The organism is Kitasatospora cathayae, from assembly GCF_027627435.1.
In the GTDB taxonomy this organism is placed as follows: Bacteria; Actinomycetota; Actinomycetes; order Streptomycetales; family Streptomycetaceae; genus Kitasatospora; species Kitasatospora cathayae.
In genome coordinates, this window is record NZ_CP115450.1 from 2,464,786 (window position 1) to 2,479,602 (window position 14,817).

The 14,817-nt window shown below is 71.4% G+C and carries 10 protein-coding genes and 1 pseudogene; 5 read left to right on the forward strand and 6 right to left on the reverse strand.

Translation table 11 applies throughout. The features are described 5' to 3' along the window. The first annotated feature begins 118 nt into the window (after nt 1-118). Together O1G21_RS10945 and O1G21_RS10950 are read left to right on the forward strand one after the other, a co-directional pair. On the forward strand, nt 119-1,687 hold the full coding sequence (locus O1G21_RS10945; protein ID WP_270142867.1) for an oleate hydratase: 1,569 nt from the start codon (nt 119-121) through the stop codon (nt 1,685-1,687). Between the two features lie 125 nt (nt 1,688-1,812). Then, nucleotides 1,813-2,439 (forward strand): hypothetical protein, encoded by a 627-nt coding sequence (locus tag O1G21_RS10950; protein WP_270142869.1) that lies wholly within the window; start codon nt 1,813-1,815, stop codon nt 2,437-2,439. A gap of 273 nt (nt 2,440-2,712) precedes the next feature. On the opposite strand, the gene pflA is transcribed toward O1G21_RS10950, so the two are convergent. The 6 genes and pseudogenes from pflA to O1G21_RS10980 form a co-directional block, all read right to left on the reverse strand. Then, nucleotides 2,713-3,525, reverse strand: a complete 813-nt coding sequence (pflA, locus tag O1G21_RS10955; protein WP_405000623.1) for a pyruvate formate-lyase-activating protein — start codon at nt 3,523-3,525, stop codon at nt 2,713-2,715. 80 nt (nt 3,526-3,605) lie between these two features. Next, the gene (pflB, locus tag O1G21_RS10960; protein WP_270142870.1) at nt 3,606-5,867 is read right to left on the reverse strand and encodes a formate C-acetyltransferase; all 2,262 of its coding nucleotides are present in this window, start codon (nt 5,865-5,867) and stop codon (nt 3,606-3,608) included. A 31-nt stretch (nt 5,868-5,898) separates the two neighbouring features. Then, nucleotides 5,899-8,544, reverse strand: coding sequence for a bifunctional acetaldehyde-CoA/alcohol dehydrogenase (gene adhE / locus O1G21_RS10965; RefSeq protein ID WP_270142872.1), 2,646 nt, complete (start codon nt 8,542-8,544; stop codon nt 5,899-5,901). Between the two features lie 238 nt (nt 8,545-8,782). Continuing rightward, nucleotides 8,783-9,643, reverse strand: a complete 861-nt coding sequence (locus O1G21_RS10970; RefSeq protein WP_270142874.1) for a universal stress protein — start codon at nt 9,641-9,643, stop codon at nt 8,783-8,785. Nucleotides 9,644-9,785: 142 nt separating this feature from the next. Next, nucleotides 9,786-10,610 carry a universal stress protein gene (locus O1G21_RS10975; protein ID WP_270142875.1) on the reverse strand — a complete coding sequence of 275 codons (825 nt, stop codon included), beginning with the start codon at nt 10,608-10,610 and terminating at the stop codon, nt 9,786-9,788. A 32-nt stretch (nt 10,611-10,642) separates the two neighbouring features. After that, a pseudogene (locus tag O1G21_RS10980) lies at nt 10,643-13,026 on the reverse strand (phosphoketolase family protein). A 310-nt stretch (nt 13,027-13,336) separates the two neighbouring features. Here O1G21_RS10980 and O1G21_RS10985 point away from each other — a divergent pair. The 3 genes from O1G21_RS10985 to O1G21_RS10995 all read left to right on the forward strand — a co-directional run bounded on the left by O1G21_RS10985 (nt 13,337) and on the right by O1G21_RS10995 (nt 14,787). After that, nucleotides 13,337-13,492 (forward strand): oleate hydratase, encoded by a 156-nt coding sequence (locus O1G21_RS10985; protein WP_270142876.1) that lies wholly within the window; start codon nt 13,337-13,339, stop codon nt 13,490-13,492. Between the two features lie 16 nt (nt 13,493-13,508). After that, the gene (locus tag O1G21_RS10990) at nt 13,509-14,222 is read left to right on the forward strand and encodes an oleate hydratase (RefSeq protein WP_270150906.1); all 714 of its coding nucleotides are present in this window, start codon (nt 13,509-13,511) and stop codon (nt 14,220-14,222) included. A 142-nt stretch (nt 14,223-14,364) separates the two neighbouring features. Next, nucleotides 14,365-14,787: a universal stress protein gene (locus O1G21_RS10995; RefSeq protein ID WP_270142878.1), complete on the forward strand. Its 423-nt coding sequence runs from the start codon at nt 14,365-14,367 to the stop codon at nt 14,785-14,787. Nucleotides 14,788-14,817: the final 30 nt, after the last annotated feature.

Here is a 14,817-nt window from a genome sequence, read left to right on the forward strand (position 1 = left end):
GCCCACAGACCCGGACCTCAGCCGGGAGCAGGCTGGGGTCCACACCCCGATCGGCGCACCGCCGCAGCCGACCGATTCCGAACACCACAGCAGCACAGCAGAGTTGAGGAGAACTCCAATGGCAAAGGCATACCTGGTCGGCGGCGGCATAGCCGCCCTCTCCGCAGCGGCGTTCCTGATCCGCGACGGCGGCTTCACCGGCAGCGACATCCACGTCTTCGAGGAGCAGGAGGAGGTCGGTGGCAGCCTGGATGCGGGCGGCACGCCGGAAGCGGGCTACACGATGCGCGGCGGGCGGATGTTCGAGGCCCAGTTCCGCTGCACGTACGACCTGCTGTCCGGCATCCCGTCGCTGGACGACCCGGCGATCTCCGCCACGCAGGACATCATGAACTCCCACGAGGAGTCCCCATGGGACGACGCCACCCGACTGGTCGGCGCGGGAGGGGAGATCCGCGACGGCCACGCCATGGGCTTCTCCGAGCGCCACCGCCTGGAGCTGGTCGCCTGCCTGGCCACACCCGAGCGGATGCTGGACGGCAAGCGGATCACCGACTGCTTCAGCGAGGGCTTCTTCACCACCGACTTCTGGTACATGTGGTGCACCACCTTCGCCTTCGAGCCCTGGCACAGCGCGATCGAGTTCCGCCGCTACCTCAGGCGCTTCGTCCACCTGTTCCCGGAATTCGAGACCATGTCCGGGATCTACCGCACCCGTTACAACCAGTACGACTCGATCGTCCGCCCGCTGACCGCCTGGCTGCTGGAGCGCGGGGTGCGGATCCACACCGGCCACCGGGTGACCGACCTGTCCTTCCGAGCCGGGCCTGGCACGAGCGTCGAGCGCATCCACTTCACGGGTGCCCACGCCGACCTGCCGGTTGCCCCGGAGGACCTGGTGTTCGTCACCAACGGCTCGATGACCGCCGACTCCACCCTCGGCTCGCACACCGCCCCGCCGGAAGGCCCGCGCACCTCGCGCAGCCCCTCCTCCTTCCTGCTGTGGCACCGACTCGCCCGGGGCCGCGAGGACTTCGGCCGCCCGGAGGTGTTCGACCGCAGCGTCGCCGACTCCACCTGGGAGTCCTTCACCGTCACCGCCAAGGACCCGGCCTTCCTGGACTGGATGGAGACGTTCACCGGCCGTGCCACCGGTCGGGGCGGCCTGCTCACCCTCACCGACTCCCCGTGGCTGCTCACCGTCGTGGTCAACCGCCAGCCGGTCTACCAGCAGCAGCCCGACGGCGTGTCCGTGTGGTGGGGCTACGGGCTCTTCCCCGACAAGCCCGGCACCTACGTCCGCAAGCCCATGCGGGAGTGCAGCGGGGAGGAGATCCTCCAGGAGGTCCTGCACCACCTGGCCGTGGACGCCGCCACCGCGGAGCGCGTCGCCGAGGCGTCCACCGTCATCCCCTGCCTGATGCCCTACATCACCAGCCAGTTCCTGGTCCGCCGGCACGGCGACCGGCCGCCGGTCGTCCCGGAGGGCTCCACCAACCTCGCCTTCATCGGCCAGTACGCCGAGGTCCCCGACGACGTCGTCTTCACCGTCGAGTACTCCGTGCGCACCGCCTGGACCGCCGTGGCGCAGCTCCTCGGCCTCGACCGGCAGCCCCCGGCCGTCCACAAGGGCCACCACGACCCGCACGTCCTGGCCCAGGCCCTGCACACCATGCACCGCAAGTGACGGTGGGAGGTCCGGGCCCCGGGCCCGGACCTCCACCGAGCCCGCCCGCGGCCTCGCGCCACCCCGGCACACTCGCACATCACCAACTCATCATTCCGGCAGCAGAACCAGCAGAGGAGCCCACCATGGCCGTCCACCACGCCCACACCCCCCGGATGCCCCACCGCTTCACGGCCAGGCTCCACCACCTCACCGCACAGCCGGCTGAGCGAGCCGTCGCTGGCACGACGGCGTCCGCAGCCATGGCCCTGGCGCTGGCCGCCGCCCGAGTCAGCCTCGGCTTCGTGTTCCTGTGGGCGTTCCTCGACAAGACCTTCGGCCTCGGCTACGCCACCAGGAACGCCAACTCGTGGCTCAACGGCGCTTCACCGACCAAGGGCTTCCTCAGCCACGTGTCGGCCGGCCCGCTCCGGTCCACCTTCCACCACTGGGCCGGGCAGGCATGGGCCGACTGGCTGTTCATGCTCGGCCTGCTCGGTATCGGCCTCGCCCTCATCGGCGGGATCGGCCTGCGGATCGCGGCGGCGAGCGGGACCCTGCTGCTGGCCATGATGTGGGCCGCCGAGTGGCCGCCCGCTCGCCACCTGGCGAACGGCGCCGCCAGCGGCTCCAGCAACCCCGTCGCCGACTACCACCTCGTCTACGCCCTGCTGCTGATCGTGCTGGCCGCCGCCTCCGCCGGCGACGGCTGGGGGCTGGGCCGCCGCTGGGCCGCTCTCCCGGTCGTGCGCGACCACCCCTGGCTGCGCTGACCCACCGCACGCAGTGGCCGACCGCGACACGATCGCGGTCGGCCACTGCGTTTCTCTCTGGCACGGGTTCACAGGAGTCGGTTCCGGTGAACAAGGCCAGGCACCGAGACACCGGGGAAAGCCGTCAGCGATGACCAGCTGCGTCGGCCAACTCGCGCGTCCCGTCACCCGGATCGGCGCTACCCGAGCACTGGCACACACCATGAGCACGACGAAGCTCCCCGGTCGGTCGGGTGGGTCTCGACCGACCGGGAGCGAATGTGGCTTGCGCGATCAGACGGTGTGCAGCCCATGGGCGGCGAACACCGCTCGGGCCGCGGTCAACTGGTCGCGGGTCGGTGTCGGGGCGTCGGCGAGGGTGAACTCCAGGCCGAGCGCGCGCCACTTGGCAGCGCCGAGCTTGTGAAAGGGCAGGACGTCGACCCGGGTGACGTTGCCGAGGGAGGCGGTGAAGGCTGCGACGCCCTCGATGTTCTCGGCGAGGTCGGTGAGCCCTGGAACGAGGACGAAGCGGACCCAGACCTCTGCGCCGAGGCCGGCCAGCCGGCGGGCGAAGTCCAGGGTGGGGGCGAGTCGCTGCCCGGTCAGGTGCCGGTAGGGCGCGCGGTCCCAGGACTTGATGTCGAGCAGGACGAGGTCGGTGTCGGCGAGCAGCGTGTCGGTGGCGCGGGCACCGAGGAAGCCGGAGGTGTCCAGGGCGGTGTGCAGGCCGAGTTCGTGTTTGAAGCGGTGGAGCAGCTCGCCGGTGAGAGCCGGCTGGAGCAGCGGCTCGCCACCGCTGATCGTCGCCCCGCCGCCGCTGGCGCGGATGAACTCGGTGTACTTGGCCGCCTCCTGGACGATCTCGTCGGCGGTGGTGCGTCGGCCGTCGCGCAGGTGCCAGGTGTCGGGGTTGTGGCAGTACATGCAGCGCAGTGGGCAGCCTGCCAGGAAGGCGACGAAGCGCGTGCCCGGGCCGTCGACTCCGGTCGACAGGTCCCAGGAGTGCAGCATGCCGGTCACCGGGCACACCCCCGTCCTGCCCGCGGGCGGACAGGACGGGGGTGTGGCGACGCCGGCCGATCCGGGGATGGAGGCTTCGGTCATTCCGGTTCTCCTTGCGCAAAGGCGCGGTGCCGACACCCGTGGTCGGGGAGGGTGCCGGCACCGCGTGCTGGTGGGCGCGGCTACAGCGCGCCGTGGAAGGTGCGGCCGATCACGTCGAGCTGCTGCTCGCGGGTGAGGCGGACGAAGTTGACCGCGTAGCCGCTGACCCGGATGGTCAACTGGGGGTGGTTCTCCGGGTGTTCCATGGCGTCCAGCAGGGTCTCGCGGTTGAGGACGTTGACGTTCATGTGGAAGCCGTGGCAGGTGGTGTACCCGTCGAGCACGCCGACCAGGTTGGCGATCCGCTCCTCCTGCGTGCGCCCGAGCGCGTCGGGGGTGACGGTGTTGGTGAGCGAGATGCCGTCCTCGGCCTGCTGGTAGGGGAGTTTTGCCACGGACAGGGCCGCAGCGACGTATCCGTGGCGGTCGCGTCCGTTCATCGGATTGGCGCCCGGGGAGAACGGTTCGCCGGCCTTGCGGCCGTCCGGGGTGGCGCCGGTCTTCCTGCCGTAGACGACGTTGGAGGTGATGGTCAGTACGGACTGGGTGTGCTCGGCGCCTCGGTAGGTGGGGTGCTTGCGCACCTTCGCCATGAACTCCTCGACCAGCCGGACGGCGATCGAGTCGGCCCGGTCGTCGTTGTTGCCGTACGCGGGGTAATCGCCCTCGATCAGGTAGTCCACGGCGAGCCCGGTCTCGTCCCGCACGGGCCTGACCTTCGCGTGCTTGATGGCGGAGAGCGAGTCTGCGGCCACCGAGAGCCCGGCTATCCCGCAGGCCATGGTGCGGCGGACGTCCCGGTCGTGCAGCGCCATCTCGATCCGCTCGTAGGCGTACTTGTCGTGCATGTAGTGGATGACGTCCAGCGCGTGGACGTAGGTCTCGGCCAGCCACTCCATCTGCTGGTCGAGCTTGGCCAGCACGGCGTCGTAGTCGAGCACCTCGTCGGTGAGCGCGCCCGTCTCGGGGCCGACCTGGGCGCCGGACTTCTCGTCCCGGCCGCCGTTGATCGCGTAGAGCAGGGTCTTGGCGAGGTTGACCCGGGCGCCGAAGAACTGCATCTGCTTGCCGACGGCCATCGCGGAGACGCAGCAGGCGATGGCGGTGTCGTCGCCGAAGCGCGGGCGCATCAGTTCGTCCGACTCGTACTGGATGCTGGAGGTGTCGATGGACACCTTGGCGCAGAACTCCTTGAACCCTGGCGGGAGTTGCGTGGACCAGAAGACGGTCAGATTCGGCTCGGGGGCGGGGCCGAGGTTGTAGAGGGTCTGCAGGTAGCGGAAGGAGGTGCGGGTCACCAGCGGCCGTCCGTCCTCGCCGATGCCGCCGATGGACTCGGTGACCCAGGTCGGGTCGCCGGAGAACAGCTCGTCGTACTCGGGGGTGCGCAGGAAGCGCACGATCCGCAGCTTGATGACGAAGTCGTCGATCAGCTCCTGCGCCTGCTCCTCGGTCAACCGGCCCGCGTCGAGGTCCCGTTGCAGGTAGATGTCGAGGAAGGTGGAGGTGCGGCCGAGCGACATCGCGGCGCCGTTCTGCTCCTTCACGGCGGCCAGATAGGCGTAGTAGAGCCACTGGGCCGCCTCGCGGGCGGTCGTGGCCGGGCCTGAGACGTCGTGTCCGTAGCTCGCGGCCATCTGCTTGAGCTCGCCCAAAGCCTTGATCTGCTCGGCGAGTTCCTCGCGCTCCCGAATGGTCTCCTCCAGCCGCGACGGGTCTCGCGGCAGCTGGTCCAGTTCGGCCTTCTCTGCCCGCTTGGCCTCGATCAGCCGGTCGACGCCGTACAGCGGCACCCGGCGGTAGTCGCCGATGATCCGGCCGCGGCCGTAGGCGTCGGGCAGGCCGGTGATGACGCCGGCCTTGCGGGCGGCGAGGATGTCGGGCGTGTAGGCGTCGAAGACGCCGTCGTTGTGGGTCTTGCGGTACTCGGTGAACACCTTCTCCAGGTCCGGGTCGACCGGGTAGCCGTAGGTCCTCAGCGCCCCGGCGACCATCCGCCAGCCGCCGTTCGGCATGATCGCGCGCTTGAGCGGGGCGTCGGTCTGGAGTCCGACGATCAGCTCCCGTGCCCGGTCGATGTATCCGGGCGCGTGTGCGGTGATGCCTGCGGGGATGTCGTGGGCGACGTCGTACACCCCCTTCGCACGTTCCTCGGGGAACCGGTCGGTGATCTGCTTCCAGACCGCGAGGGTCCGCTCGGTGGGCCCGGCCAGGAACGAGCCGTCTCCCTGGTAGGGGGTGTAGTTGTGCTGGATGAAGTCGCGCACGTCGATCGTCTCGCGCCACCGGTCGCCCTGGAATCCGTGCCAGGCGGTCGCGGTTCCGTGCTGCTCTCCGGTCATGGTCGGTCTGTCCTTCTCGCTCGGGTGGTGGTCAGGACTGATCGCCGTAATAGGCCTGGCGCATCAGCTGCTGCATGTCGGTGAGCAGCGGCATCCGGGGGTTGGCCGGGGCGCACTGGTCCTCGTAGGCGTTCATCGCCTGCTGTGGCAGGGCGGCCAGGAAGGACGTCTCGTCCACGCCGGCTTCCTTGAAGGAGCGCGGGATGCCCACCCGGTCGCGCAGTTCCTCGACCGCGGCGGCCAGGGACTCGACGCCCTGCTCGGGGGTGCCGGCAGGCAGTCCGAGCATCCTCGCTATCGCCTGGTAGCGCTCGGGGGCCACGTAGCTGCGGTACTTGGGCCAGCTGGTGACCTTAGCCGGTGCCGTGCCGTTGTAGCGGATGACGTGCGGCAGCAGCAGCGCGTTGGTCCGGCCGTGGGCGACGTGGAAGGTGGCGCCCAGGGTGTGCGCCATGGCGTGCACCACACCGAGGAAGGCCGAGCCGAAGGCCATGCCGGCGATGGTGCCCGCGTTGTGCATCTTCTCCCGGGCAGCCGGGTTGTTCGGGCCGTCGGTGACGGCCTGCTCCAGGTTGTCGAAGATCAGCCGGATGCCCTGGAGGGCGAGTCCGTCGGTGAAGTCGTTGGCGTAGACGGAGACGTAGGTCTCGATGCAGTGGGTGAGGGCGTCGAAGCCGGTGTCGGCGGTGACGTCCTTGGGCAGGTGGGTGGTCAGCGCCGGGTCGACGATGGCCACGCTCGGGGTGAGCGCGTAGTCGGCGAGCGGGTACTTCTGGCCGGTTGCGGTGTCGGTGATGACCGCGAACGGGGTGACCTCGGCCCCGGTGCCGGAGGTGGTCGGGATGCACACCAGCTTCGCCTTCTCGCCGAGGTCGGGGAAGGTGAAGGCGCGCTTGCGGATGTCGAAGAACTTCTCCTTCAGGTCGGCGAACTCGACCTCGGGGTGCTCGTACATCAACCACATGACCTTGGCCGCGTCCATCGGCGAACCGCCGCCGAGCGCGACGATGGTGTCGGGCCGGAAGTCGCTCATCAGCTCGGCGCCCCGCCGCACGGTGTCGATGCTCGGATTGGGCTCGACGAAGTCCACCACCCGCACCTCGACCGGCTCCGGGCGGCGGTCCAGGATCCCCCGGATCCGTTCGAGGTGCCCGATCTCCACCATGGTCCGGCCGGTGACGATGACGATCCGGTGGGCGTTCGGCATGCTCGCCAGGTACTTGACCGAGTGGCGCTCGAAGTAGATCTTCGGCGGGACCTTGAACCACTGCATGTTGGTGTTGCGCCGTCCGATCCGCTTGATGTTCAGCAGGTTCAGTGCCGAGACGTTCCCGGCCACGGAGTTGTGCCCGTAAGAGCCGCAGCCCAGCGTCAGCGAGGGGGTGAAGGCGTTGTAGACGTCGCCGATGCCGCCCTGCGAACTGGGCGCGTTCCAGATGATCCGGCACGTTTTGACCGCGTGACCGAACTCCTCGACGAACGCCGCGTCCTCGGTGTGTACAGCCGCCGAGTGCCCCAGGCCGTTGAACTCCACCATCGCCGCGGCCAGTTCCACACCTTCGCGACGCGAGGAGGCGGTCAGCACGGCCAGCACCGGGCAGAGCTTCTCCCGGGTCAGCGGCTCGGTCGGCCCGACCCGCTCCGCGTCCACCAGGATCACCGAGGTGTCTGCCGGTACCTCGAACCCTGCCGATGCGGCGATCTCCTGGGCGCTGCGGCCCACCACGTCGGCGTTCAGCCGCTCCCCCGCGCAGGAAGTCCCGTCCCCGGCTCCGAAGAGGTACCGCTCCAGCAGCGACTTCTCCTCGGCGCTCGCGTGGTGCGCCTTCAGCGTGCGGAACTCGGCGAGCGCCGCGTCGCGGATCTCCGCGTCCAGGATGACGGCCTGCTCGGAGGCGCAGATCATGCCGTTGTCGAAGGTCTTCGACAGCACGATGTCGTTGACGGCCCGCCGGATGTCGGCGCTCCTCTCGACGTAGGCGGGGACGTTGCCGGCGCCGACGCCGAGGGCCGGCTTGCCGCAGGAGTACGCCGCCCGGACCATCGCGTTGCCGCCCGTCGCCAGGATGGTGGCCACGTCCGGGTGGTTCATCAGGGCGTGGGTGGCCGCCATCGACGGCTCCTCGATCCACTGGATGCAGGAGCGCGGCGCTCCGGCCGCCACCGCCGCGTCCCGCACGATCCGGGCCGCCTCCGCCGAGCAGCGCTGGGCGGCGGGGTGGAAGGCGAACACGATCGGGTTGCGGGTCTTCAGCGCCAGCAGGCACTTGAAGATGGTGGTGGAGGTGGGGTTGGTGACCGGGGTGATGCCCGCGACCACGCCGACCGGCTCGGCGATCTCCACGATCCCGTCGATCTCGTCCCGGTGCACCACCCCGACGGTTTTCGTCCGGGCCATCACGTGGGTGACGTTCTCGCAGGCGAAGACGTTCTTCACGGCCTTGTCCTCGAACAGGCCGCGCCCGGTCTCCTCCACCGCCAGGGCGGCGAGGCCGGTGTGCTGGGCCAGTGCGGCCAGGGACGCCTTCTTGACGATGTGGTCGACCTGCTCCTGGGTGAAGTCGGCGTAGTCCCGAAGAGCCGTCAGCGCGTCGGCGACCAAGGCGTCGACGGCGGTGGCGGGTGCCGGGGCGGGGACGGGAGGAGCCGGCTCCTCGGTCTGCGGGCGGCGGGGCATGGCGGGACCACCTTTCGGTTCTTCGTCCGGGGATCGAGCGCCGGCGGGCGTCGCCCGCGCTTCCACTGAGAGCCTTCCCGAGCGGCGCACCACGGGGAGGCGGCCGTTGGGGTACACCTGCGGGCCGAAGGTCCCTCGTTCACAGGCTGCCGGGCCCGGCCACGCCCCGGGGCCCACACGCAGGTGGCCGTGGCAGGACCGGGTGTCGGTCCTGCCACGGCCACCATGGCGTGGTCGATCAGTCGTGCGGCACCACCGCGACCGGGCCGTGCGTGTGGTGCAGCACCGCGTGGGCCACGGTGCCCAGCCCGGGCACGGCCGGCCGGTTCCTCGGGGTCCGCCGGCCCACCACCACCAGGGAAGCGCTGCGAGATGCCTCCACCAGCGCCTTTCCGGCCGGCCAGCCGGTCACCTCGGCTTCCACGCTCACCTCGGGAAACTTCTTCTGCCAGGGCGTCAGCGTGTCCTGGAGCCGGACCAGCGCCGCGGCCGCCAACGCGGCCGTGATCTCCGGCGGATCCAGCGGAGCCGCCGTCACGTACCCGCCGGCGGGCAGATCGCGGCTCTCCAGCACCCGCAGGTTCGCTCCCCGTTCGGCGGCCTTCTCGAAGGCGAAGGCGAGTACCTCGGCGCCGGGCCGGCTGCTGTCCACCCCGACCACGACGTCACCGGGCGCGCCGCCCTGGCCGTCCGCGCCCGCCCTGACCAGGATCACGGGGCATGCGGCGTGCGCGGCCGCGCGCAGCGCCACCGAGCCGACCGCGAGCCCGGTGAGCCCGCCCAGCCCGCGCGAGCCGAGCACCAGCTGCCCCTCGCGTTCTCCGGCGGCGATCAGTGCGTGCACCGGGCTGCCGGGGACGTGCTCGCAGGAGACGTCCAGGCCCGGCAGCACCTCCACGAGGTGGCCGCGCAGGGCGAGCACCGCCCGGGGCAACGACTGGGTCTGGTCCACCGGCGCCGCCGACAGCTCCGGCTCGGCTCCACCGGCGTGGATCATCCGCAGCGCCATGCCGCTCCGGTGGGCCTGGTAGGCCGCCCACTCGGCCGCGGCCGCGCTCTGCGCCGATCCGTCGACTCCCACCACCACGGCATGGGACATGATCACGACCTCCTCCGTTCAGCGGCCGCGGCACCGATGCGCCCGACCTCGGGTCTGACAGACAGCCTCGCGGCCGACGAGGGTCGGCCACAGGGGCCGACCAGTCCCCGGCCGGTACCGAAGGTCCCGGCCGGGGCCGCGGTCATGCCTCGGGCACGACCGCCACCGGGCAGGCGGCGTGGTGCAGGACGGTGTGGGCCACCGGGCCGAGGACACCGGACCCGTCCGCCGTCCGGCGGCCGACCACCAGCAGCCGAGCCTTCGCGGACGCCTCCACCAGCACCTGACCCGGTGAGCCGTCCGCGGTGTCCTCGACGACCTCGACGCCGGGGTGGGCCGCCTTCCAGGGCGCCAGGACCCGGGCGAGCAGGGCGGCCTCGCCATACCGGCGCTCGCCGGCCCCCACCACCGCCGGACCCGCCCCGGCGTGCACGACCCGCAGCGGCAGGCCGTAGCGTCGCGCGGCGAGGAGGGCGAAGTGGAGTGCCGCCTCGGCGGGGCGGCGGGCGTCCAGCCCCACCACCACGTGCTCGCGCGGGTGCGCGCCCGGCTCCTCCACAGGGAGCAGTACCGTGGGACAGCCCGCCCGCGCGGCGATGTGCAGTGCGGTGGAGCCGACCCGCAGCTCCGGGAAGCCGCCGCTGCCGCGTGCCCCGAGGACCAGCAGTTCGGCGTCCTCGCCCGCGGCGACCAGTGCCGAGGTGACGGCGTCATGGACCTCATCGGTGCGGACCGGCAATTGGGGGTGGCGCACCGCGAGGACGTGCCGGACCTCGTGGAGGAGGTCGCCGCTGGGCCGGGCCGGCCGGCTCCAGCTGGGGAGCAGGTGCGGCATCAGGGGAAGGGCGTGCAGTACGCGCAGCGGTCGGTCGCGCAGCAGTGCCTCGCGTGCGGCCCAGTCGGCGGCGGCCAGGCTGGCTTCGGAGCCGTCGACGCCGACGGTGACGGTCAGGTCCATGGTGCTCATCTCCCTTTGGTGGGGGTGCCGGCCGGGCCGGGTCAGCTGCCCGGCTGCCAGTCGGCGATCTCCGGCAGGTCGGTGCCGTGTTCGCGGATCCAGTCGTGGTGCCGGCTGCGCTGGTCGGCCATCGCTTGCCGGACGGCGGCGGCGCGCACCGCGAGGTCAGGGACACGGTCGATGACGTCCATGACGAGGCGGTAGCGGTCGAGGTCGTTGCGGACGACCATGTCGAAGGGGGTGGTCGTGGTGCCGGACTCCTTGTAGCCACGCACGTGCAGCTGCGGGTGGACGGCGCGGCGGTAGGCGAGGCGGTGGATCAGCCACGGGTAGCCGTGGTAGGCGAAGATCACCGGCTTGTCGCGGGTGAAGAGGGCGTCGAACTCGGCGTCGGGCATGCCGTGCGGGTGTTCCTCGGCGGGCATCAGCCGGGCCAGGTCGACCACGTTCACCACCCGCACCGCCAGCTCGGGCAGGTGACGACGCAGCAGCTCGGCTGCGGCGATCACCTCCTGGGTCGGCACGTCCCCGGCGCAGGCGAGCACGACGTCGGGCTCGCTGGTTCCGTCGTCGGTGCCGGCCCACTCCCAGATCCCGGCGCCGCGGGCGCAGTGCGCCCGGGCCTCGTCCAGGGTGAGCCAGTCGAAGCAGGGCTGCTTGCCCGCCACGACGACGTTGACGTAGTCGCGGCTGCGCAGGACGTGGTCGGCGGTGGCGAGCAGGGTGTTGGTGTCCGGCGGGAAGTAGACGCGGACGGCCTCGGGGCTCTTGTTCAGGACGTGGTCGACGAAGCCCGGGTCCTGGTGGGAGAAACCGTTGTGGTCCTGGCGCCAGACGTGGGAGGTGAGCAGGTAGTTGAGCGAGGCGATGGGAGCGCGCCAGGGGATCGTCCGGGTGGTGCGCAGCCACTTGATGTGCTGGTTGACCATCGAGTCGACGATGTGGACGAAGGCCTCGTAGCAGGAGAAGAGGCCGTGGCGGCCGGTCAGCAGGTAGCCCTCCAGCCAGCCCTGGCAGGTGTGTTCGGAGAGGATCTCCAGCACGCGGCCGTCGCGGGCGAGGTGTTCGTCGACCGGCAGGGTGGCGGCCTGCCAGGCCTTTCCGGTAACGCCGTAGACGGCCTGGAGGCGGTTGGAGGCGGTCTCATCCGGGCCGACCAGCCGGAAGTCGCGGCGCTCGGCGGTGTCGGCCATCACCTGTTCGAGCAGGTCGCCCAGCACCCGGGTCGGCTCGTGCAGCGTTGCGCCCGGCTTGTCGACGGGAACGGCGTAGTGCTCCAGCTCGGGCAGGGGCAGCTCGCGCAGGAGCAGGCCGCCATTGGCATGCGGGTTGGCGCCGAGCCGGTGACGGCCCTCGGGGACGCAGTCGAGGACCTGGGCGGTGGGCCGGCCCTGCTCGTCGAAGGTTCCTCGGGCCGGTAGGAGCGCAGCCACGCCTCCAGCTGCGCGAGGTGCGCGGGGTTGGTTCGGACCTGGTCGAGCGGCACCTGGTGGGCCCGCCAGGTGCCCTCCACCGGCACACCGTCCACCTCGTGCGGGCCGGTCCAGCCCTTCGGGGTGCGCAGCACGATCACCGGCCACGCCGGGCGCTCGGTGGCCCCGTCCTCGCGGGCGGCTCGCTGGATGGCGGCGATCCGCTCCAGGGCGGTGTCCATGGCGGCGGCCATCGCGCGGTGCACGGCCGTCGGGTCGTCCCCGGTGACGTACAGCGGATCGTGACCGTAGCCGCGCAGCAGGGCCTCCAGCTCGGCCTCCGGCAGGCGGGAGAGCACCGTCGGGTTGGCGATCTTGTAGCCGTTCAGGTGCAGGACCGGCAGGACCGCGCCGTCGTGCACCGGGTCGAGGAACTTGTCGCTGTGCCAGGAGGCGGCCAGCGGCCCGGTCTCCGCCTCCCCGTCGCCGATCACGCAGGCCACCAGCAGGCCGGGGTTGTCGAAGGCGGCGCCGTAGGCGTGCGAGAGCGCGTAGCCGAGCTCGCCGCCCTCGTGGATGGAGCCGGGCGTCTCGGGCGCGACGTGGCTGGGGACTCCGCCGGGGAAGGAGAACTGCCGGAACAGCTTCCCCATGCCCTCGCCGTCGCGGGTGACGGACGGGTAGGTGTCGCTGTAGCTGCCCTCCAGCCAGGAGCCGGCCAGCACCGCCGGCCCGCCGTGTCCCGGGCCCCAGACGCAGATGGCGTCCAGGTCGTGCCGGGAGATCATCCGGTTGAGGTGGGTGTACACCAGGTTCAGGCCCGGCGAGGTCCCCCAGTGGCCCAGCAGCCGGGGCTTGATGTGCTCAGGCCGCAGCGGCTCGCGCAGCAGCGGGTTGGCCATCAGGTAGATCTGACCGACCGCCAGGTAGTTGGCGGCCCGCCAGTGGGCATCGAGTGCCCGCAGCTCGGCCTCGGTCAGCTCTCCGGGCGTTGACGCGGCGGTCACAGTCATGGCTGCGGTCTCCTCGGGAATCGGTCGACTTCACTGGCCGCCGACGGCGGGCCGTACCCATCGTCACGCCGCGCACCCGCTCCGACACAGGGCCGACCGGGTCACGGCTCGGCGACGGGGAATGGGACTTGCGGCCCATCCGAACCTCCCGCGCAGCACCGGAGGGGCTCGACGGGCCGGGAAACCGAGGACCAACGGCCTCGGAGCGGGGCCTGTCGGCCCCGCGCGCCCGCGTCGGCGCTGCCGGAGGCTGACGGCACCCCCTGCCGACCGTCGCAGGGGCGGTCCCAGCAGACGAACGGAACCTGACATGATCGACAGTGGGCGTCACGCGAAGGCATACCTGGTCGGCGGCGGGATCGCCGCCCTGGCCGCCGCGGCCTTCCTGATCCGGGACGGCGACGTCCCCGGCGAGAACATCCACGTCCTGGAGCAGCTGCCCCTGGCGGGCGGCTCACGGCGATGACCACACCGCGCCCGAGCTGGTCCGCGACAAGCGCGACGGCAGCTGGACGCTCTGGGAGACCCTCTCCCGCAAGGCGCCGGACTTCGGCCGGCCGGCCGTCTTCAACGGCAGCATCCCCGAGGCCGCCTGGGAGTCGTTCACCCTCACCATGCGCAGCCCCGCCCTGCTGAAGCGGATCGAGGAGTTCAGCGGGAACGCTCCTGGCACGGGCGCGCTGATGACCTTCAAGGACTCGCCCTGGCTGATGTCGATCGTCGTTCCCCGTCCGCCGCACTTCGACGGCCAGCCGGACGACGTGTTCACCCTGTGGGGCTACGGCCTGTTCATCGACCCGCCGGGCGAGCACACCGGCAAGGCCATGGCCGAGTGCACCGGGCAGGAGATCCTCACCGAACTCCTTGGCCAGCTCGGCTTCGAGGACCTCGCCGACGAGGTCCGCGCCACCACGACCGTCACCACCGTGATGATGCCCTACATCACCAGCCAGTTCGCCCGCCGCGACGTGCACGACCGCCCGCGCGTGATCCCGCACGGTGCCCGCAACTTCGCCCTCCTCGGCCAGTACGTCGAGATCCCCGAGGACGTCGTCTTCACCGTCGAGTACTCCGTGCGCGGCGCCATGCACGCCGTCTACCAACTGCTCGGCCTCAGCCTGCCCATCCCGCCGGTCCACCACGCCCTGGCCGAACCCGCCACGGCCCTGCGGGCCCTGCGGACCGCCTTCGCCTGAACACCCGGGCCGAGCTGGCGCCTGGTATGGGACCTTCAGGCCGCCCGCCGGGCGCCGGTCGGCCCTGGCCGGGCAGCTCGCGCCCGCGAAGACTGGCCCGAGACGATCACCGCATCCCGCCCGTCCCGGAGAGGAAACCCCCATGGCCGACTACCTGCTCGCCGCCATCGACGGCTCGGCGCCGAGCATCGCCGCCGCCCGCTGGGCGGCCGACGAGGCCACCCGCCACGGCCTGCCGCTGCGCCTGGTCCATGCCCAGACCTGGCTCGACGACCTCCACGCCGACCCCGGCCAGCCGGCCGACGTCCGTGCCCTGACCACGCGCATGCTCTCCGACGCCAAGCAGGCGGTCCAGGTCACCCGTCCGAGCCTGGAGATCCGCGCCGAGCTGATCGGGGGTGGCGAGCCCGTCGACGTGCTGGTCGACGCGGCCGCCGACGCGGACCTCCTCGTGGTGGGCCGCCGGCGCCGCCCGCACCACCACGTCGGCATGCGGCTCGGGCCGGTCGCCCACGCCGCAATCCACCACGCCCAGTCACCGGTCGCTGTCGTCCCGCACGACTGACCCGCCCACCACATCGAGGGTGATGAGGAT

Bases quoted from the DNA above. Each gene is read 5' to 3' on its own strand.
- O1G21_RS10945 (WP_270142867.1), top strand. From the start codon at position 119: ATGGCAAAGGCATACCTGGTCGGCGGCGGCATAGCCGCCCTCTCCGCA.
- O1G21_RS10950 (WP_270142869.1), top strand. From the start codon at position 1,813: ATGGCCGTCCACCACGCCCACACCCCCCGGATGCCCCACCGCTTCACG.
- pflA (WP_405000623.1), bottom strand. From the start codon at position 3,525: ATGACCGAAGCCTCCATCCCCGGATCGGCCGGCGTCGCCACACCCCCG.
- pflB (WP_270142870.1), bottom strand. From the start codon at position 5,867: ATGACCGGAGAGCAGCACGGAACCGCGACCGCCTGGCACGGATTCCAG.
- adhE (WP_270142872.1), bottom strand. From the start codon at position 8,544: ATGCCCCGCCGCCCGCAGACCGAGGAGCCGGCTCCTCCCGTCCCCGCC.
- O1G21_RS10970 (WP_270142874.1), bottom strand. From the start codon at position 9,643: ATGTCCCATGCCGTGGTGGTGGGAGTCGACGGATCGGCGCAGAGCGCG.
- O1G21_RS10975 (WP_270142875.1), bottom strand. From the start codon at position 10,610: ATGAGCACCATGGACCTGACCGTCACCGTCGGCGTCGACGGCTCCGAA.
- O1G21_RS10985 (WP_270142876.1), top strand. From the start codon at position 13,337: ATGATCGACAGTGGGCGTCACGCGAAGGCATACCTGGTCGGCGGCGGG.
- O1G21_RS10995 (WP_270142878.1), top strand. From the start codon at position 14,365: ATGGCCGACTACCTGCTCGCCGCCATCGACGGCTCGGCGCCGAGCATC.